The organism is Pseudomonas sp. S1_E05 (assembly GCF_056337105.1).
Genome location: NZ_JBFRHM010000001.1, coordinates 1,238,710 through 1,256,744 on the forward strand (window position 1 = coordinate 1,238,710; position 18,035 = coordinate 1,256,744).

The window sequence follows — 18,035 nt, forward strand, 5'->3', positions numbered from 1 at the left end:
CGAAAAAACGCATTGCAATCAGTGTTTTAGGCTGGCTGCCATTGGATAAAGCCGCTTTTGACCTGTTCACTGATCAAGTCCGCCAGTGTTCGCACAGGTTCGGTGAGGCTTCGGCGAGAGCGATGTATCAACCCGATATCACGGTGAAAAGTGTGCATCCCCAGGTCGAGTGCGCGGACACCTGCTGGCCATTCCGGATGGGGCGTAGTTTGTGGTACCAGCGCAACGCCCACGTTGTTTTCGACCAGTTTGATGATTGCCTCAAGCTCATCCAGTTCGCAGACCTCATGCAGGGTGAGGTGCATCTGACGCAGAAACCGGTCGACTTGCCTGCCGCCAAATGATGATCGGTCATATCGAATGAACGGCTGGCTGCAAAGCAGTTCCGACCAGTCGTTTCCCGGCATTTCGCGCGGCACGATCAGACGGTAGGGTTCAAGCGCCAGATTCGTCCAGCGAAGATCACTCTGGAGTGAGAAGGGTGGGCGAATGATGGCGGCCATGTCGATCTCGCCTGCATCTACCAGGTTCACTAACTCCATTGATAAGCCCGGGACGACACGCGTGCGGCATTGGGGGCATCGTTGGTGGAACCTGGCCAGTGCGTCTGGCAAATAGGAGCGCTGCACGGAGGCGATAGCGCCGATGTTCACCAGCACGCTTGCAGGTTGCCCCACCGTCGTAGAGCCCAGATTGTCATAGAGCCTGAGCAACTCCTGTGCTTGCAGGAGTATCTGGTGGCCCATTTTATTGAGATGTGCCGTGCGTCCTTTTCTGTCGAAAACCTCGAAGCCTAGCTCAGCCTCCAGACGCTGAATCTGCGCGCTCACGGCAGCCTGCGTGAGGCCGATCTTGTTGCCGGCAGCGGCAAATGTGCCTTCGCGGGCTACAGCGATGAGTGTCTTGAGTTCTTTGATCATTCACAAATATTAGTTGTGTTTCTAAGAAATATATATTGATTTTTCTGTTTGGTTTTCCGTCCTACGATGTTCCCCATCCCCTGCAACGGCTGAATCCAAAGAGCCAATGACGGTGGGGACGGTCACCAACCAACAAAAAATATTACTGGAGTTCTGATGAGCCTCTCGCCATTCCACCTCGCAATCCCTGTTTACAACCTGGCCTCAGCGCGGACGTTCTACGCAGAAGTCTTCGGTCTTGAAGAAGGGCGTTCCAGCACTCAGTGGGTCGATTTCGATTTTTATGGCCACCAACTCGTGATTCACGAGCACCCCAAAACTGCTTCTCAAGAGAGCGTCCACAGCAATCCGGTCGATGGTCACGATGTTCCTGTTCCACACTTCGGCATCATCCTGGCGTGGGAGCAATGGGAGGCACTGGCTGAGCGTTTAAAGTCGTTTGGCACCGAGTTTGTGATCGAACCGTACATTCGTTTCAAAGGTCAGGTTGGCGAGCAAGCCACGATGTTCCTGTTTGATCCATGTGGCAACGCCCTTGAATTCAAGGCTTTCAAGGATATGAGCCAGCTCTTCGCGAAGTAAAACACTCATGGCACAACACCGTTGTGTCATTTGATCTCAAGTGAGCTGGAAGCTCATGACTCTAGCAACTGCCAACAGAGCAGACCTTTCATTCCAACAAGAAGGCTAGACATGAAACGTATTCCCTTGGTGTGGCAAATCGTTGCCGGGCTGTTGCTTGGCGTGCTTGTCGGTTGGTACTTCAATACACATCCGCAATATCAAACATGGGTGAGCGCGGAGATCCTCAAGCCGCTCGGCGATATCTTCATCAAGATGATGAAGATGGTGGTTGTGCCGATCGTGTTCTGTTGCATGATTTTGGGCATAGCAGGCGGTGGTGACAGCAAATCGTTTGGTCGAATGGGTATGAAGTCGCTCGGTTATTTCTTTGCGATTACTGCGTTGGCCATCGTGATGGGGTTGTGTTTCGCGAATCTCTTCGAGCCAGGCACGGGTACCGATATTTCAGGCGTTTCGCATAGTTCTGCCTCTATCACCATCGAGCCTTCGAAAGGAGCCTTGGTCATTTTGCAGAACATTGTTCCAGACAATCTCATCGTCGCAATGTCGGAGGCGAAGTTGCTGTCGGTTCTGTTTTTCGCCGTGCTGTTCGGCCTGGCACTGAACGCTTTGCCGCACGAGAAAAGCGCCCCCGCAATCGCATTGGTCCAGAGTCTTTCGGACGCGATGTTCAGGGTTGTCTCCATTGTCATGGCTTATGCGCCGATCGGTGTGTTCGGCATGATCGGTGCCACGGTGGCAACCTTTGGTTTTACCTCGCTGCTTCCCTTGCTCAAGTTGATTGGCGTGGTGTACCTGGCGTTGATTGTTTTCGCTCTCGTGGTGCTAGGTGGTATTTGCTACTTGATTGGCGAAAACATTTTCAGATTGATCCGGTACTTCCGCAATGAGTTGATTTTGGCGTTTTCGAGTGCCGCGTCGGCAGCCGTCATGCCGCAATTGATGACCAAGCTGGAGAGCTACGGTGTACCCCGTCGGATAGTCAGTTTCGTGGTGCCGGTGGGTTATGCCTTCAATCTCGATGGCGCGTCGATTTTTCTCGGCGTCGCGACGATCTTTGTGGCGCAACTTTATGGAATCGACTTGTCGTTGTCTCAGCAAATCCTGTTGGTAGTGACGATGGTGCTGACCTCGAAAGGGGCAGCAGGGGTGCCGGGTTTTGCCATCATCATCTTGTCAGCCACCTTGGCGTCTGCCGGTCTTCCATTAGAGGGCGTGGCGTTGATCGCCGGCATTTTCAGAATTATTGACAGCGGCACCACCACGCTGAACGTATTGGGTAACGCCATCGCACCGCTGGTTATCGCCAAGTGGGAGAAGGTCAAACCGGAACCCTCACGGGCACATTCAGCGGCAAGGGCCTAGTCGTTCGCCAGGGCGGCAAGCGCCATCAAACCTGGAGGGGCTGGTCGTCGGTCAGGTCCTGAAGACAGTGACCAGACGACCGGTCTATTGATTTGGAGATTTTATGTCTGATAGCGCTTTTGATACCGATCTTTTTTCGCCCATGCGCATGGGGGCGCTTCAATTGGCCAACCGAATTGTCATGGCTCCCGTGACACGTAGCCGGATGGCCGAAGACGGTGTACCGAATGAAATGCACGCGACTTATTACGCCCAGCGCGCCAGTGCAGGTTTGATCATTGCCGAAGCAACGAACATCTCTGCACAGGGACGAGGTTATGCAATGACTCCGGGCATCTGGTCGCAAGAGCAGGTTGCTGGATGGAAAAAAGTCACCGATGCGGTGCATGCGGCGGGCGGCAAAATCGTTAGCCAGTTGTGGCATGTAGGGCGCTTTTCCAGTGTGGAGTTACAGCCCAACGGCGACGCGCCAGTGGCACCCTCGGCAATCAAGGCTGAAGGCTGCACGTACACTGGAAAAGGCTTTGTCGAGGTGTCGATGCCTCGCGCGCTGCAGACCTCGGAAATTCCAGGCATCATCGAGCAGTACAAGATCGCCGCAGAGAATGCCAAGCAGGCAGGTTTTGATGGCGTGGAAGTCCATTCCGCCAACAGCTATCTGCTCGATCAGTTCCTGCGCGACTCCACCAATCAGCGTACTGACCAATACGGCGGTTCCATTGAGAACCGGGCTCGACTGACATTGGAAGTCACCCGAGCCGTGATTGCGATCTGGGGTGGCGAGCGTGTTGGGATCCGGCTTTCCCCCGTGACACCTGATGCCGGTAACACGCCGCCCGACAGCAATGTCATGGCGACTTACGGTTACCTGATTCAGCAACTCAACAAATTCGATCTGGCCTACCTGCATTTCGTTGAAGGTGCCACGGCGACATCCCGCAGTGTTCCCGATGGCGTGGACCTGGACGCGCTGAGCGCGCAGTTCGAAGGCGTATTCATTGGCAACAACAACTACGACCTGGAGATGGCACTAGAGCGCCGCGCTCAGCGCCGGATTGATGCGGTGGCGTTTGGTCGTTTGTTTATCTCCAACCCCGACCTCGTGGAGCGTCTGCGTCGCGGTATCGAGCTAACCATCGCGCCCCGCGACAGTTACTACGGCGGCGCCAAAGGTTACATCGATTGGCCAACCGCAGACCTTTGAATGGCAAATTCCTGCGTCAAGTGTGGCGCAGGATAGCCCGTTCCTTTCAGGAGTCGTGACTGTCAGTCATAACACCCCGTAAACAGCTTCGCTAATCTATTCACTGAGGAATACATCATGTCCGATCCAACTTACGTTCAGGAATACAAGGCAATCGTCGACGTATTGAACCAGTACAACGAAGGTGGCGCAAAGGCCGACAGTGCTCTGATGAAGCCCGCTTTCAACGCGCAGGCGACGATGTTTGGCGTTGACGGTGACAAGCTCGTTGGCGGCGCGATTCAGAATCTGTACGACGTCATCGACAACGCCTTCCGCCCATCCCCCGAGGCCAGCGCGGCAATCGTGCGTATTGATATCGTCGGCACCGCAGCCAGTGCCCGGGTCGACACCGACAACGTATCCGGATTTCGCTTCACCGACTTCTTCAACCTGCTGAAGGTTGAGGGGAAGTGGACGATCGTCAGCAAGATTTACCACACCCATCCAAGTGCGTGATCCCGCGAGCGCGCCTGATCAGACGCGCTCCAACTCGCTTTCATCGCAGCAAAGGCATAATTATTCAAATGAGGGCTTCCGGCCGATACCTGCCCGAGGACAGGCCCCATGTCAATCCGCTCTACGCTCTGACTGCTGACTTGTACCCACGCTGATCCAGTAAGTACCTCATTTTATTTCAACAAAATCTATTGTCGCCAAGGTGGTTGCGGCCGGAACTGATCCTGTAGATGACGCAGAAAATTGACCGTTCGCGCGGGCAACCCCTCGCGTTGATGCGTCAGCGCAACAACATTGACATCCGGCAGTTTCCAACCAGGCAGTAGTCGTATCAACGTCCCCTGCGCCAGAGCATCGGCAACGTCCCATTCGGAACGCATGATGATGCCGTGCCCTTCGCACGCCCATTGTCGAATGACACTTCCATCGTTGCAGCTCATCGCTGGGCGGATGCGCACACTGAGTGTTTTGTGCGCGCGTGTGAAATGCCAGAGGGTGACGTCTTCGTTGTTTTCCCGCAATGCAAGGCAGGGCAAGGTAGCCAACTGGTCGGGATGTTCCGGCAGGCCATGGCGTTCAACAAACGCGGGTGAGGCGCATACGTAGCGACGGTTGGGGGCAATGGAATGGCCGACCAGGTTGGAGGCGCGCAGTTCGCCAATATGGATAACGACGTCAAATCGATCAGTCGCCTCAACCATCGGCTGTTCGGACAAACTCAATGCTATTTCAACATCCGGATGCAGACGCTGGAAAGTCGCCACCGCGGGTGCCACGTGCACGCGCCCAAACCCGAACGGTGCGTTGACTTTCAGTTTGCCAACGAAGCCACTGCGTCGCTCACGCAGTTCCGCCAGCAGCGTATCGAACTGCTCGACCAGCCCTGCACCCTGCAGACACAAGAACTCGCCCTCATCCGTAAAGCGCAGTTGCCGGGCTGACCGATCCAGCAATCGAATCGACAGTTTTTTCTCCATTTGCTGAAGTCGCTGGGTCACGGCCGAGGGCGTCAGACCCAGCTTGCGTGATGCGGCCAACAAACTGTCACTTTCCCGGACGACCAGGAGAAAGCGGATATCAAATGCCTCATTCATTAAGAGTCACTGAATATTAGAATTAATATTATTAAATTTTAATCTGGAATCGGACGTTTAGACTAGCCCTATTCCAGGAGACCAGACATGTCCGCACTCACTCATATCGAAACTCCCGCTTTAATGCTCGATCGTGATCGACTCGACGCCAATATCCAACGGATGCGCAATAAGCTGGCAGCATTCAATGTGGTATTGCGTCCTCACGTAAAGACCCAAAAATCGCTGGAAGTCACCGAGCGCCTGTTTGCAGGTGAGCGTGGGCCCATCACTGTTTCGACCCTGCGTGAGGCCGATTTCTTTTTCGAGGCCGGGTTTACCGACATCTTGTATGGCGTTGGCATTGCGCCAAACAAATTCGCTCACGCCGCCACTTTGATCAGCAAAGGCGCGCAGCTCAAACTGGTACTCGATAATTTGGACACTGCCAGATTGTTGGCCGACTTTGCCCAAACGTCGGGTCATGTTTTTGAGGTCCTGCTGGAAATCGATTGCGACGGCCACCGCTCCGGTCTCGGCCCACAATCGGCGCTGTTGGTGGAAATCGCGCAATTGTTGAGCTCCAAAGGCGTCAAGCTCAGCGGCTTGATGACACACGCTGGCAAGTCCTACGACAGCCAGTCGATCGCTGAAATCGAGGCGTGCGCCCGGCAGGAACGCGCGGCGATTATCGAGGCCAGCCAAATGCTCGCCGCTGCGGGCTTCAACATGGCGATCATCAGCATCGGTTCGACACCCACGGCACTTTTTACCAAGGATTTAACCGGAATAACTGAAGTTCGTGCGGGGGTGTTCACCTTCTTCGATCTGGTCATGGCGGGCTTGGGTGTCTGCCATGTGCAGGATATTGCGGTATCGGTTCTGACAACCGTCATTGGTCATCAGGCTGAGAAAGGCTGGATCATTACGGATGCGGGATGGATGGCACTTTCCCGCGATCGTGGTACCGCCCGGCAAGCGATTGATCAGGGATATGGCGTCGTGTGTGACGCCGCCGGCCAACCTATTGGTGACCTGATCGTCATCTCCACGAATCAGGAACACGGAATCATTTCATCGCGGGCCGGAAAGCTTGAACCGGCGAGCTTGCTGCCGTTGGGTACGCTTCTGCGGATCTTGCCCAATCATGCCTGCGCCACGTCGGCGCAGCACGGTGGTTATCACGTGCTCGATGAGGAAGGCAGTCTCGGTTATTGGCCCCGTATCACGGGCTGGTAAATCATTCATCTGAATTCAAAAACAGATCGGTCAAGGTGGACATATGAAGTTGATCACAGCGGAGAAACTGCCTGTGCCGGGCGGGCATTACTCACACGGTGCAATGGCAGGAAACCTTCTTTTCATTTCCGGCCAGTTGCCGTTTCCACCGGATGCTCAGGAGTTCCCTGAAGGGATAGAAGCCCAAACTCGCCAGGCAATGGCCAATATGGAAGCCGTGCTTCAGGCCGCTGGTGCGTCATTGAATCATTTGGTCAGCGTGCAAATTTACATCGTGGATGTGGCTCATTGGCCGACCGTCAACCTGGTTTATTCAACGTTGATGGGCGCGCACCGTCCCGCGAGGGTGATGATCCCTTGTAGTCCGCTCCACTACGGGGCTTTGGTGGAAATCTCAGCAGTCGCTGAACTGACAGTTGGCTCCTCATTACACACCTGATCTGCTGTAAATTAGACCAGCTTCAGACAATGCTCCGAGGCAACCAAAAAAACATCACAAAACAAAACACCGTCAACCCCACACAAAACCACATGAATCGTCGCTGGCGCCGCTCCCCAGCCCCGGCGGCGTGGACGGGCAGTGGCATGCCGCAATGGCCGCATTCGACCTCATGGTGTTCGTTGGCCTGTTGGCAATACAGGCACACAGGCTGGTCGCTCATTCGAATTGTTCCAGGCGGATGCGGTCGAGTATCGCGATCTGGCGGCCGTCCTGGGTGATGATGTTTTCATCGATCAAGCGGCGGATGATGCGCGAAAAGGTCTCCGGCTGGATCGACAGGTGCCCGGCAATGAGTTGCTTGGCCATCGGCAATTCAAAGCGGTCATCCACGGTCTGTTTGCGCACCAACTGCGTCAACAGGTAACGCACCACGCGGTGGGTGGCGTTTTTGAGTGACAGGGTTTCGATCTCGTTGACCCGCTGGTGCAACCGCACGCAGAGCTTGCCCAGCAGGGCAAAGGTCAGGCGGCTGTTGCTTTGCAGCAGGCGCATGTAGGTGCTGTTGGAGAGTCGATACAGCTGGGTCGGGCAGACGGCTTCCGCCGAGGCCACGTAGTTGGGGGTGTCCATCAGCATCATTGCTTCGGCAAAGGTCTGCCGATCGCCCAGCACTTCGAACACCTTCTCCTGCCCATCGGGTGTCAGTCGGTAGATCTTCACCGCGCCGGCAATCACGAAGTAGAACGAGTCCGCCGGCTCGCCCTGTCGGAACAGCGGTTCGCCCTTGTCGATACTCAGCAATTGGCTGGTGCTCATCAGTTCGTTCATCTGATCGTCGTTCAACGGTTCGAACAAGTGATGGCTGCGCAGAATCTGGTGGTGGACGCGGTGAAGGACCATGGAGGTTCATCCTGAAAAGGGAAAGTGAGTGGGTGATTCGCTCAGACGAGGCCCAACGAAAGGCTGCTGGCCACCGCCAGCACCGAGGTCAGCACCACAAACCAACCCAGTGGTTGAATGATCTTTTTCATGACGACTCCGCAGGCAATCAAAGGTAAAGGTTGCCCGTATTCAGCAAGACCCGGGCCATGCGCAATGTCCCTGTTTTTGCTGGACTTATTATTGATTGGGGTCAAAAACACCGCTGTTGAGCCGGTTAAAATAACCACAACTGGTCATTTTAACCGTGTCGTAATGACTCTATCGTGGCGCGAGTGCCCGTGTTGGCGGGCGATGGCAGTGGGCACAGCCCTTGCACTCTTGATTTGCGACAAAGGCGTTTGATTATTAATCCCTGATGATTGGACCCGGATTGTCCCAGGCGTTGCGTGTGAGCGCCGGATAAAGCAGAGGAGTGGCTTCATGCAAGTTCTTGAGCGCAGTAAGGCGCTGGCGATTCCACCGTTATTGCGGTTGGCGTTTCGACCCTTTTTCCTCGGTGGCTGCCTGTTGGCATTGTTGGCGATTCCGTTGTGGCTGGCGGCCTTCAGCGGTTCGATCGTCAACTGGCAACCGGCCGGTGGCTGGTTGGGCTGGCATCGGCACGAATTGTTGTTCGGCTTCGGGTTGGCGATCATCGCCGGTTTCCTGCTGACGGCGGTGCAGACCTGGACCAGTCGCCCCGGCCTGAGCGGTCAGCCGCTGGCGGCTCTCGCAGTCGTATGGTTGTTGGCCCGCGTGGCCTGGCTGGTCAATGCGCCCTGGGCGTTGCTGGCAACCCTCGAACTGGCGTTCCCGCTCGCCGTGGCAGCGCTGATGGGCTTCACCCTGTGGAAGGTGCGGCAGAAGCGCAACTACCCGATTGTCGCGGTCCTGTTGTTGCTGGCCGCCGCTGACGCCGTGTCCTTGTATGGACTGCTCGCCGGTCATGAAGGCTGGCAGCGCCAAGGCGTGCTGGGCGGCATCTGGCTGGTGGCCGCGATGATGGGCCTGATTGGTGGGCGGGTCATTCCGTTCTTCACCCAGCGCGGCCTGGGGCGCAAGGACGCCGTGGTGCCATGGGCGTGGCTGGATTGGTTGCTGCTGATCGGCTCGCCGCTGGTGGCGGTGTTGTACGCCGCCGGACCTGCGTTGTACGCCAATGTCTGGGTGGGCTTGCTGTTCGCCGTCCTCGGCGTCGGCCACCTGATTCGCCTGGTGCGCTGGCATGATCGTGGCTTGTGGCAGGTTCCGCTGCTGTGGTCGCTGCACCTGGCCTACGGCTGGTTGGCACTCGCCTGTCTGGGCATGGCGGCGTGGCACTTCGGCGCGCCCATCAATCCAAGCCTGGCGGTGCATTGCCTGACCATCGGCGCCATGGGCGGCCTGGTACTGGCAATGATCGCGCGGGTCAGTCTCGGCCACACCGGTCGCCCGCTGGAGCCACCACAGGGCATGACCCTGGCGTTCATTCTGCTCAACCTCGGTTGCCTGAGCCGTGTCGGCCTGGTGCTCTTGTTCCCCTTGGCGGCGCTGTGGATCGCGGGCGCGTGCTGGGCACTGGCCTTCGCGCTGTACACCTGGCGCTACGCGCCGATGCTGCTGCGCGCCCGGGTCGATGGGCATCCGGGTTAAACCCACGGAGGAACACCTTGATGTACCCCTTTCTATTGGTGACACACCTGCTGGCTGCCATCGCCTTTATCGGCACGCTGTTCTTCGAGGTGCTGATCTGGCACCAGGCGCGTCGGCAGGTGGTGGGGCCAGCGAGCATGGCGAGCGCGGACCGAGGCCATTGCCTTGCGCTCGCGCAAGGTGCTGCATGGCGTGGTGCTGTTGTTGTACGGCGCCGGCATCGGTATGGCGTGGCGATACCGCAGTGCGTTGATTCATCCGCTGGCCAGCAGCTTTGGTGCCTTACTGAGCCTGAAGATCCTGCTCGCACTGAGCATCATCGGCCATTACCTGCTGCTGGCGTTCTGGCTGACCAAGGGACGCTTGAGCGACACCCGTGCCACCTGGATTCGTCGCAGCATCCTCGGGCACATGGTGCTGATCGTGATTCTCGCCAAGGCGATGTTCTATTGGCACGGTTGAGGCCTCCCGGCAAAAGAAACCCGCATCAACCGATGGCTGATGCGGGCTCGATACAGGTGGGGATCAGCGTGGGTTGAGGGCGTTGATGAACAACACGTTGTTTTCCAGGTGGATGTGCTGCATCAGGTCATCGCGGAACTCCAGCAGCCCGCGGTACAGGGCACGCCAGGTGTTACAGGCATCGGCCGGCGGGGTGATGTTGTTGGTCAGGGCCAGCAGTTTTTCCAGCGACTCGCCATGTTGATCGTGTTCGAAACGCATCACCTGGATCGGCGGTGCAGCCTGCGGGCCGTAACCCTGTTGCAGCATCGGGAAGAGCACTTGTTCTTCCTTGAGCATGTGGCTTTCCAGTTCCTGCTGCAGGTCGTTCAGCAGGTCGGCCAGGCCGTTGGGGCAGGAGGGGCGTGCACCGTGGACGTGTTCGACGCGTCGCGCCAGACGGATCAGTTCCGGCAGTTGCTCGCGGTGGCGGGCGTGGTAGCGAGTCAGCAGGTGGGCGATCAGTTCCTCGGGCGGTTCGTGGCGCCAGTCGTCCTGGGTTTCGCCAGCGTCTTGCAGGATGTGCAGCGCCTCGGCGATCACTACCGGGTCGAGCTCTTTGCTCAGGGCTGCTTCGCGCAGGCTTTTGTGGCCGCCGCAGCAGAAGTCCAGGTTGAAGGTATGAAAAATCCGGGTGGCACCGGGAATGTCGCAGGCCAGTTGGCCAAGGCTTTGTTCCAGCAGGTTAAGGCTCATCAGGGGTTCCTTGTTTCTGGTTCAAACGGTTCCCCGGGGATATTGCATTCGACGTGCCATAGTTAATTAGTTGAAAACTATGGGTTTATTTTTTGATGTGGTGATGCGCACCCTGAAAACACAGGGTCAATCCCACCGTAGAGGGTGATTACTACCATGCTGCGTGAGAGCCTGGCGGCCGACCTGATCGTCGAGTTGCCCAATGCCGTACGGTTACAACGTCTGGTGCAGACCCTGCGTGAATATTTCCACAGCGGTGCCGTCGGTTTGCTGCGCCTGGACGAAGACAGCCTGCGTCCGGTGGCCACGGTGGGCCTTGTCCATGAAGCGTTGGGTCGGCGCTTTGTCATCGCCCAGCATCCACGTCTGGCGGCGATCATGGCCTCACGCGAGCCCACTTGGTTCGAGCCCGACAGTCGTCTGCCGGACCCTTACGACGGGCTGGTCGACCATCAGGTCGGTGAGTCGTTGTCGGTGCATGACTGCATGGGTGTGAGCCTGTACGTGGATGGCAAGGTGTGGGGCGCGATCACCCTCGATGCGTTACAGCCTGGCACCTTCGACAGCCGCGCGCGGGACGAACTCAAGCGCTGCACCCTGCAGATAGAAGCCGCGGTGCGGGTCACCCGCCTGGAGCAGGAAAACCGCAGCTTGCGCCTGTCCCGCAGCGATCCGCAGGACTTGCACAGGCCGGTCGATGACGGCGAGATCCTCGGACAAAGCGAGGTGATTGATCATTTGCTCAACGAACTGGATGTGCTGGCCGACTCCGATCTGCCTGTGTTGCTGTTGGGTGAGACCGGTGTCGGCAAGGAGCTGTTCGCCCGTCGCCTGCATCGTTTGTCGAGGCGCAGCCACAAGCCCCTGATCCAGGTTAACTGCGCGGCGCTCCCGGAATCCCTGGCCGAAAGTGAATTGTTCGGTCACGTCAAAGGCGCGTTTTCCGGCGCCACCAGTGACCGCGCAGGTCGCTTCGATGCGGCCAATGGCGGCACGCTGTTCCTGGATGAGGTCGGCGAATTGCCCTTGAGCGTGCAGGCCAAGTTGTTGCGCACGTTGCAGAACGGCGAGATCCAGCGCCTGGGTGCGGACAAGCCGTTGCACGTCGACGTGCGCATCATCGCGGCGACCAACCGCCACCTGCCCGACAGCATTCGCGATGGCCTGTTTCGCGCTGACCTGTACCACCGTCTCTCGGTGTACCCGGTGCCGATCCCGGCCCTACGCGAACGCGGCAATGACGTGCTGATGCTGGCAGGGCATTTCCTTGAACTCAACCGCGCGCGCCTGGGCCTGCGTGGCCTGCGCCTGTCGCCGGCGGCCGAACGCGCCTTGTTGGCGTACACCTGGCCGGGCAACGTGCGTGAGCTCGAGCACGTGATCAGTCGTGCGGCATTGAAAGAGCTGAGTCGTGGAACCAGTCGTTCGTTGATCATCACCCTGGAGCCGCACGTGCTGGATCTCGACAGCGAGATGGTTATGCCGGGAGCGACCAGCGAGCCAGCCCAGGAGTTGGCAAACGATGCACCGTTCCAGGCCTTGAGCGATGCGGTGGATGACTGCCAGCGACAAAAAATCCTGCATTCCCTGCGCCTGGCCGATGACAACTGGGCCCGTGCTGCACGGATGCTGGAAGTCGATGCCAGCAACCTGCACAAGCTGGCCAAGCGTCTGGGGCTGAAATAAACGACGGGTGTTGATGGCGATCAAGGTGGTCTGCCCCGGTGGCTCGCACACTGGGGTGAACACCACCGGAGATCACTGCCATGACGCTTTCCCTGGCGCAGATGCGCCGCAACTACACCTTGTTTGGCCTGCAGGACGAGCAGGCACTCGACGACCCGCTGGCGATGTTCAGCCAATGGTTGCAACAGGCTCGGGACACCGAGCTGGCGCCGGTCGAAGCCAACAGCATGATGCTGGCCACCGTCGACAGTGACGGGCGGCCGCATTGCCGGGTGTTGTTGCTCAAGGGGCTGAGCGAGGAAGGCTTTACCTTTTTCGGCAACTACCAAAGCGACAAGGGCCAGCAACTGGCAGCCAACCCCTTTGCAGCCATGACGTTTTTCTGGCCGGGGCTGGAACGTCAGGTGCGCGTCGAAGGCCAGGTGTCGAAACTCGACCCGGCGCTCTCGGACGCCTACTTCAACAGCCGCTCCGTCTCCAGTCGCCTGGGCGCGTGGGCCTCACCGCAAAGCCGTCCGCTGGCCAGTCGCGCCGCGCTGGATTCGCTGCTGGCGGACATCACCAAACGCTTCGTCGACGAGCCCGTTGTGCGCCCCGAGCATTGGGGCGGTTACTGCCTGCGTCCCGAGCGCCTGGAGTTCTGGCAGGGCCGCGCCGATCGTCTGCATGACCGCATCGATTATCGCCTGCACAACGGCCATTGGCGGCGCAATCGCCTGGCACCCTGAGGCTGTTTTCCAGTCGAGGTATCTCTTTGGAGGAATAGGCCGGACCGCCATTGCGGTTCAGGCTTGCCACTATCATTTTCCATGGGAGGCTTGAACATGGCCCATCTGGCGCAACGCACTTTCGAACCTTTGAACATCGCGGTGCTGACCATCAGCGATACGCGCACCTTCGACACTGACACCTCTGGCCAGACCCTGGCCGATCTGCTGCAAGGCGCCGGGCACCTGTTGATCGACCGTGGCCTGGTCAAGGACGACATCTATCAGATCCGCGCCATCGTTTCGCGCTGGATCGCCGACCCCAAGGTGCAAGTCATCCTGATGACCGGCGGCACTGGCTTTACCGCCCGCGACAACACCCCGCAAGCGGTCTTGCCGTTGCTGGACAAACGCGTGGAAGGTTTCGGAGAACTGTTCCGCCAGGTGTCGCTGGAAGAGATCGGCATGTCCAGCCTGCAATCGCGTGCCCTCGCCGGCATGAGCAACGGCGTACTGGTGTGCTGCGTACCGGGTTCTCCGGGCGCCTGCCGGACAGCGTGGAACAAGATCCTGGTGGAGCAACTGGACAGCCGCACTGGCCCGTGCAATTTCGCACCGCATTTGAAAGCGCAATCGCAGAGGGTCATCGACGCCTGCGAGTCGCGCTCGTGAACGGCTGCGGGTGCGACCTTGGCCACTTGATGCCGGTGGACGACGCCATCGCGCATTTGCTCGAGCAGGTGCCGCCACCGCCACTGGCGCAAATGATCCCGCTGGAACACGCCATGGGCCGCGTGCTGGCGGCAGACATTGTTTCGCCAGTCAACCTGCCGGCCTGGGACAACAGTGCCATGGACGGTTATGCGCTACGGGCTTCGGACTTGCCAGAGGAGGGTGGCTACCTGCTGGTGGGCGGACGCATCGCAGCGGGTGATCCGCCGGGGCCGACGTTGCGCGCCCAGCATGCGGTGCAGATTTTCACCGGCGCGCCCTTGCCCGAAGGCGCCGACACCGTGGTGCCTCAGGAACTGTGTCGTGTCGAGGGCGATGGTGTGTGGTTCCCGCCGGTGAGCCTGGGTGATCACGTGCGCAAGCAGGGCGAAGAAATCCGCCGTGGAGCGTTGTTGCTCAAGACGGGCAAACGCGGGGGCTGCGCGCTCAGGAGCTGGGTTTGCTGGCCGGTGCCGGCGTGGCGCGGGTCGAAGTGTACCGGCCGCTGCAGGTGGGCTTGCTCAGCAGCGGCAACGAGTTGCGTGAGCCTGGTGAGTTGCTGGCCCCTGGGCAGATCTACAACAGCAATCGCTACCTGCTCGCGGCGTTGTTGCGCGGCTGGGGCGTGGAAGTGCACGACTACGGGGTCATGGCTGACGACCTGCAGACCAGTCGACAAACCCTGAGCATGGTCGCGGCGCGCTGCGACCTGTTGTTGAGTTCCGGCGGCGTTTCCGTCGGTGAAGAGGACCACCTGAAAAAGGCGATCCAGGAACTGGGCAAGGTCAATTTCTGGCGTCTGGCCATTCAGCCCGGCAAGCCGCTGGCGTATGGCGAGGTGTTGGGCAAACCGTGGATCGGTATGCCGGGAAATCCGTCGGCGGCGTTGATTACTGCCATGGTCGTGGTGCGTCCATTTCTGCTGCGGGCGCAGGGCGTCAGCGAGGTGCTGCCGGTGCCATTGGCAGTGCCGGCCGGCTTCGATTGGCCCAAGCGCAACAAACGTCGCCAGTACCTGCGAGCGCGCCTGACCCCGGACGCCCAAGGCCGCTTGAGCGTGGAGCTGCATCCGCAGCAAAGCTCGGCCATGTTTTTTTGGGACCGCCGCGTGCTGGGCCGAAGGGCTGGCGGTGATCGAACGCGAGGCCCAAGTGCACCAGCACGACGAGGTGATGTTCCTGCCGTTCGCCAGCCTGACGCAGTAGGGGCAATTGATTGCCGTCAAGGTCGTTCCTGCCGGTCTGGCTAGACTGGCAGCGCCTTTTACGCAGGTGCGGACCTCGTGCCACAAGCTATGTCGACGGTCCGCAGGCGTTTCTTCACGAGGATTACCCATGCAACTGGTCTGCCCGGCAGGGAACCTGCCTGCGCTGAAAGCGGCGGTGCGCCAAGGCGCCGATGCCGTGTACGTCGGCTTTCGCGATGACACCAACGCCCGGCATTTTGCGGGGCTGAACATGGACGACAAACAGTTCGACGCCGCTGTCGCCCACATCCACCAGCACCAGCGCAAAATCTACGTCGCGGTCAACACCTACCCGCAGCCCAAGGGCTGGGAACGTTGGCAGCGCGCGGTGGACCGTGCCGCCGATTTCGGTGTGGACGCGTTGATCGCCGCCGACCCGGGCGTGCTCAGCTACGCCAGCAAGCGTCACCCGAACCTGAACCTGCACTTGTCGGTGCAGGGCTCGGCAACCAATGCCACCGCCCTGGCGTTTTATGCGCAGCGCTATGACATCCGCCGCGCCGTGCTGCCACGGGTATTGTCGCTGGCCCAGGTGCGCCAGGTGGCCGCGAGCAGTACGGTGCCGATCGAAGTCTTCGGTTTCGGCAGCCTGTGCATCATGGCTGAGGGGCGCTGTCATTTGTCGTCCTACATCACCGGCGAGTCGCCGAACCTCTGCGGCGTCTGCTCGCCGGCCAAGGCCGTGCGCTGGAGCGAAGACACCGATGGCTTGAGTGCCCGCCTGAGTGAAGTGTTGATCGACCGCTATACCCCCGACGAACCTGCCGGCTATCCGACCCTGTGCAAGGGCCGTTTTCTGGTCGACGGCAAGCGCTTCCATGCCCTTGAAGAACCCACCAGCCTCGACACCCTGGACTTGCTCCCGGAGCTCAACGCCATCGGCGTCGAAGCGGTGAAGATCGAGGGACGGCAGCGCAGCCCGGCCTATGTCGAGCAGGTCACCCGGGTCTGGCGGGCGGCGCTGGATGCTCACCGCACCGCACCGAGCAGTTTCCGGGTCAAGGAAGAATGGCGCAAGGTGCTGGCCGGCCTGTCCGAAGGCAGCCAGACCACCCTGGGTGCTTACCATCGATCATGGCAATGAGGGAGAGAACATGAAACTCAGCCTTGGACCGGTCCTGTTTTATTGGGACAAAGCGCAACTCGGCAACTTCTACGCCGAGATGTCTAGCCAGCCGCTGGACGTGATTTACCTGGGGGAAACCGTGCTCGAAGCGTCGGGCATTTTCCCTCGATCAGTGGTTGGGCCTGGGCCGCGAGTTGCAGGAATGCAGCCAGGCGCAATTGGTGATGTCCAGCCTGACGCTGATCGAAGCGGCATCGGAACTGTCCAGCGTGCGTCGTCTGTGCGACAACGGCCAGTTGCTGGTAGAAGCCAATGACATGAGCGCGGTGCAGTTTCTCTCTGAACGCAAATTGCCCTTCGTGGGTGGCCCGGCGCTCAACTTGTACAACGGGCATTCGCTGGGGCAAATGCTCGACAGCGGCATGACCCGCTGGGTGCCGCCGGTGGAGTGTTCCGCCGTGCTGATCCGCGACGTGATCGAGCAGGTGCGTGAACTCGGGCATGCGGTGCCGGAAGTGGAAATCTTCGCCTACGGGCACCTGCCATTGGCCTATTCGGCACGCTGCTTCACTGCACGGGCGGAAAACCGGCCAAAGGACGACTGCCAGTTCTGCTGCCTCAACTATCCCGACGGCATGGCGTTGACCAGCCAGGAAGGGCAGCCGTTGTTTACCCTCAACGGCATCCAGACCATGTCCGCGGAGGTCACCAACCTGCTGGCCGATTACTCGGGGCTGGTGGCCTGCGGCGCCGATCTGCTGCGCCTGAGCCCGCGTGCCCAGGGCATGACAGAGGTCATCGCGGCTTATCACAAGGTGCTCGGGGGTGAGGAGCCGCCGTTGTTCGTGGAGGGTTGCAACGGTTACTGGCACGGCCAGGCCGGCATGTTGCGCGTTGAGGAGGTGGGCCTGTGTTGAACCGCAAGAAGTGGTTGCTCAAGGGCGCTGACCGGCTGCTGCCATTGGTGCGTCGCGTGCCGTTCGTGGTGCAGCGGCTGGCATTGCAACAGGCGCTGAACCGCTGCCTGGCCGAGCCGTTGCGCGACGGACAGTTCGAAATGCTTCGCGGGCGCTGGCTGTGCCTGCGTATTCCGGACCTGGGCTTGTCCTGGTTCATGACGCTCAATCGCGAGGGCCTGCGCATCGCGGAACAGGCCCAAGCCCACGTGACCATCAGCGGCAACTGGCGCGAGTTCCTGTTGCTGGCCAGCCGCCAGGAAGATCCGGACACGCTGTTCTTCCGCCGACGCCTGGTGATCGAGGGCGATACCGAGCTGGGATTGGCGTTGAAGAACCTGATCGACAGCCTCGACCCGGATGTCTTGCCGGTGTGGCTGTGGCGCAACCTTGAGCGGGCGGGGAAGGGGTTGGCTACCCAGTAATCGCACTACGCACCCAACTGTAGGAGCGAGCTTGCTCGCGATGGTCGTCAACGATAACGCGGGCTGTCTGATGCCCTGCGGTGTTTGAGCCGCTATCGCGAGCAAGCTCGCTCCTACTGTGCGTTACACCAGCCGGAAATATTCAGCGACTAAAGTCTACTC

17 protein-coding genes and 3 pseudogenes are annotated in these 18,035 nt (G+C 59.3%); 15 read left to right on the forward strand and 5 right to left on the reverse strand.

The genetic code is table 11. The features are described 5' to 3' along the window. Positions 1–26: 26 nt before the first annotated feature. The gene (locus AB4N33_RS05750; RefSeq protein WP_476456677.1) at positions 27–920 is read right to left on the reverse strand and encodes a LysR family transcriptional regulator; all 894 of its coding nucleotides are present in this window, start codon (positions 918–920) and stop codon (positions 27–29) included. A 156-nt stretch (positions 921–1,076) separates the two neighbouring features. Here AB4N33_RS05750 and AB4N33_RS05755 point away from each other — a divergent pair, with 156 nt between their 5' ends. The 4 genes from AB4N33_RS05755 (at position 1,077) to AB4N33_RS05770 (ending at position 4,572) form a co-directional block, all read left to right on the forward strand. Beyond that, on the forward strand, positions 1,077–1,502 hold the full coding sequence (locus AB4N33_RS05755; protein ID WP_460141593.1) for a VOC family protein: 426 nt from the start codon (positions 1,077–1,079) through the stop codon (positions 1,500–1,502). A gap of 111 nt (positions 1,503–1,613) precedes the next feature. Next, on the forward strand, positions 1,614–2,870 hold the full coding sequence (locus tag AB4N33_RS05760) for a cation:dicarboxylate symporter family transporter (protein WP_476456678.1): 1,257 nt from the start codon (positions 1,614–1,616) through the stop codon (positions 2,868–2,870). 103 nt (positions 2,871–2,973) lie between these two features. Continuing rightward, the gene (locus AB4N33_RS05765) at positions 2,974–4,074 is read left to right on the forward strand and encodes an alkene reductase (RefSeq protein WP_476456679.1); all 1,101 of its coding nucleotides are present in this window, start codon (positions 2,974–2,976) and stop codon (positions 4,072–4,074) included. A 117-nt stretch (positions 4,075–4,191) separates the two neighbouring features. After that, the gene (locus tag AB4N33_RS05770; RefSeq protein WP_460141596.1) at positions 4,192–4,572 is read left to right on the forward strand and encodes a nuclear transport factor 2 family protein; all 381 of its coding nucleotides are present in this window, start codon (positions 4,192–4,194) and stop codon (positions 4,570–4,572) included. Positions 4,573–4,760: 188 nt separating this feature from the next. On the opposite strand, the gene AB4N33_RS05775 is transcribed toward AB4N33_RS05770, so the two are convergent. Continuing rightward, complete coding sequence (locus tag AB4N33_RS05775) at positions 4,761–5,666, reverse strand: LysR family transcriptional regulator (RefSeq protein ID WP_476456680.1); 906 nt, start codon at positions 5,664–5,666, stop codon at positions 4,761–4,763. 87 nt (positions 5,667–5,753) lie between these two features. Here AB4N33_RS05775 and AB4N33_RS05780 point away from each other — a divergent pair, with 87 nt between their 5' ends. Both AB4N33_RS05780 and AB4N33_RS05785 read left to right on the forward strand, forming a co-directional pair. After that, entirely contained in the window at positions 5,754–6,884 is a 1,131-nt protein-coding gene (locus tag AB4N33_RS05780) for an alanine racemase (RefSeq protein ID WP_476456681.1), read from the forward strand. 43 nt (positions 6,885–6,927) lie between these two features. Beyond that, positions 6,928–7,323: a RidA family protein gene (locus tag AB4N33_RS05785; protein ID WP_476456682.1), complete on the forward strand. Its 396-nt coding sequence runs from the start codon at positions 6,928–6,930 to the stop codon at positions 7,321–7,323. A 22-nt stretch (positions 7,324–7,345) separates the two neighbouring features. On the opposite strand, the gene AB4N33_RS05790 is transcribed toward AB4N33_RS05785, so the two are convergent. Both AB4N33_RS05790 and AB4N33_RS05795 read right to left on the reverse strand, forming a co-directional pair. Further along, positions 7,346–7,546: a protein DnrP gene (locus AB4N33_RS05790; RefSeq protein ID WP_476456683.1), complete on the reverse strand. Its 201-nt coding sequence runs from the start codon at positions 7,544–7,546 to the stop codon at positions 7,346–7,348. After that, a complete protein-coding gene (locus AB4N33_RS05795; RefSeq protein WP_460124138.1) occupies positions 7,543–8,226 on the reverse strand; it encodes a Crp/Fnr family transcriptional regulator in 684 nt (227 codons plus the stop codon). Before AB4N33_RS05795 ends, AB4N33_RS05790 begins: the two co-directional genes overlap by 4 nt. Before the next feature lie 462 nt (positions 8,227–8,688). Between AB4N33_RS05795 and AB4N33_RS05800 the strand changes: the two genes are divergently transcribed. Together AB4N33_RS05800 and AB4N33_RS05805 are read left to right on the forward strand one after the other, a co-directional pair. After that, positions 8,689–9,879, forward strand: coding sequence for an NnrS family protein (locus AB4N33_RS05800; RefSeq protein ID WP_476456684.1), 1,191 nt, complete (start codon positions 8,689–8,691; stop codon positions 9,877–9,879). 20 nt (positions 9,880–9,899) lie between these two features. Continuing rightward, positions 9,900–10,341, forward strand: a pseudogene (locus AB4N33_RS05805) (hypothetical protein). Positions 10,342–10,404: 63 nt separating this feature from the next. Here the strand turns inward: AB4N33_RS05805 and ytfE are convergent. Beyond that, on the reverse strand, positions 10,405–11,076 hold the full coding sequence (gene ytfE, locus AB4N33_RS05810) for an iron-sulfur cluster repair protein YtfE (protein WP_460124147.1): 672 nt from the start codon (positions 11,074–11,076) through the stop codon (positions 10,405–10,407). A 156-nt stretch (positions 11,077–11,232) separates the two neighbouring features. On the opposite strand from ytfE, the gene norR reads away from it, so the two are divergent. The 7 genes and pseudogenes from norR (at position 11,233) to ubiT (ending at position 17,873) form a co-directional block, all read left to right on the forward strand. Beyond that, on the forward strand, positions 11,233–12,762 hold the full coding sequence (norR, locus tag AB4N33_RS05815; protein WP_460124150.1) for a nitric oxide reductase transcriptional regulator NorR: 1,530 nt from the start codon (positions 11,233–11,235) through the stop codon (positions 12,760–12,762). A gap of 80 nt (positions 12,763–12,842) precedes the next feature. Further along, entirely contained in the window at positions 12,843–13,490 is a 648-nt protein-coding gene (gene pdxH / locus AB4N33_RS05820; protein ID WP_476456685.1) for a pyridoxamine 5'-phosphate oxidase, read from the forward strand. 96 nt (positions 13,491–13,586) lie between these two features. Continuing rightward, positions 13,587–14,141, forward strand: a complete 555-nt coding sequence (gene moaB, locus AB4N33_RS05825) for a molybdenum cofactor biosynthesis protein B (RefSeq protein WP_476456686.1) — start codon at positions 13,587–13,589, stop codon at positions 14,139–14,141. Beyond that, positions 14,138–15,385: pseudogene (locus AB4N33_RS05830) on the forward strand (molybdopterin molybdotransferase MoeA). Before moaB ends, AB4N33_RS05830 begins: the two are co-directional and overlap by 4 nt. Before the next feature lie 129 nt (positions 15,386–15,514). Next, positions 15,515–16,510: a ubiquinone anaerobic biosynthesis protein UbiU gene (gene ubiU / locus AB4N33_RS05835; protein WP_460124162.1), complete on the forward strand. Its 996-nt coding sequence runs from the start codon at positions 15,515–15,517 to the stop codon at positions 16,508–16,510. Positions 16,511–16,520: 10 nt separating this feature from the next. Then, positions 16,521–17,409 (forward strand): annotated as a pseudogene (locus tag AB4N33_RS05840) (U32 family peptidase). Continuing rightward, complete coding sequence (gene ubiT, locus AB4N33_RS05845; protein ID WP_460124168.1) at positions 17,403–17,873, forward strand: ubiquinone anaerobic biosynthesis accessory factor UbiT; 471 nt, start codon at positions 17,403–17,405, stop codon at positions 17,871–17,873. Before AB4N33_RS05840 ends, ubiT begins: the two are co-directional and overlap by 7 nt. The last annotated feature ends 162 nt before the right edge of the window (positions 17,874–18,035 follow it).

Excerpts from the sequence above, each read along its gene's own strand:
- AB4N33_RS05750 (WP_476456677.1), bottom strand. The coding sequence starts at position 920 with ATGATCAAAGAACTCAAGACACTCATCGCTGTAGCCCGCGAAGGCACA.
- AB4N33_RS05755 (WP_460141593.1), top strand. The coding sequence starts at position 1,077 with ATGAGCCTCTCGCCATTCCACCTCGCAATCCCTGTTTACAACCTGGCC.
- AB4N33_RS05760 (WP_476456678.1), top strand. The coding sequence starts at position 1,614 with ATGAAACGTATTCCCTTGGTGTGGCAAATCGTTGCCGGGCTGTTGCTT.
- AB4N33_RS05765 (WP_476456679.1), top strand. The coding sequence starts at position 2,974 with ATGTCTGATAGCGCTTTTGATACCGATCTTTTTTCGCCCATGCGCATG.
- AB4N33_RS05770 (WP_460141596.1), top strand. The coding sequence starts at position 4,192 with ATGTCCGATCCAACTTACGTTCAGGAATACAAGGCAATCGTCGACGTA.
- AB4N33_RS05775 (WP_476456680.1), bottom strand. The coding sequence starts at position 5,666 with ATGAATGAGGCATTTGATATCCGCTTTCTCCTGGTCGTCCGGGAAAGT.
- AB4N33_RS05780 (WP_476456681.1), top strand. The coding sequence starts at position 5,754 with ATGTCCGCACTCACTCATATCGAAACTCCCGCTTTAATGCTCGATCGT.
- AB4N33_RS05785 (WP_476456682.1), top strand. The coding sequence starts at position 6,928 with ATGAAGTTGATCACAGCGGAGAAACTGCCTGTGCCGGGCGGGCATTAC.
- AB4N33_RS05790 (WP_476456683.1), bottom strand. The coding sequence starts at position 7,546 with ATGAGCGACCAGCCTGTGTGCCTGTATTGCCAACAGGCCAACGAACAC.
- AB4N33_RS05795 (WP_460124138.1), bottom strand. The coding sequence starts at position 8,226 with ATGGTCCTTCACCGCGTCCACCACCAGATTCTGCGCAGCCATCACTTG.
- AB4N33_RS05800 (WP_476456684.1), top strand. The coding sequence starts at position 8,689 with ATGCAAGTTCTTGAGCGCAGTAAGGCGCTGGCGATTCCACCGTTATTG.
- ytfE (WP_460124147.1), bottom strand. The coding sequence starts at position 11,076 with ATGAGCCTTAACCTGCTGGAACAAAGCCTTGGCCAACTGGCCTGCGAC.
- norR (WP_460124150.1), top strand. The coding sequence starts at position 11,233 with ATGCTGCGTGAGAGCCTGGCGGCCGACCTGATCGTCGAGTTGCCCAAT.
- pdxH (WP_476456685.1), top strand. The coding sequence starts at position 12,843 with ATGACGCTTTCCCTGGCGCAGATGCGCCGCAACTACACCTTGTTTGGC.
- moaB (WP_476456686.1), top strand. The coding sequence starts at position 13,587 with ATGGCCCATCTGGCGCAACGCACTTTCGAACCTTTGAACATCGCGGTG.
- ubiU (WP_460124162.1), top strand. The coding sequence starts at position 15,515 with ATGCAACTGGTCTGCCCGGCAGGGAACCTGCCTGCGCTGAAAGCGGCG.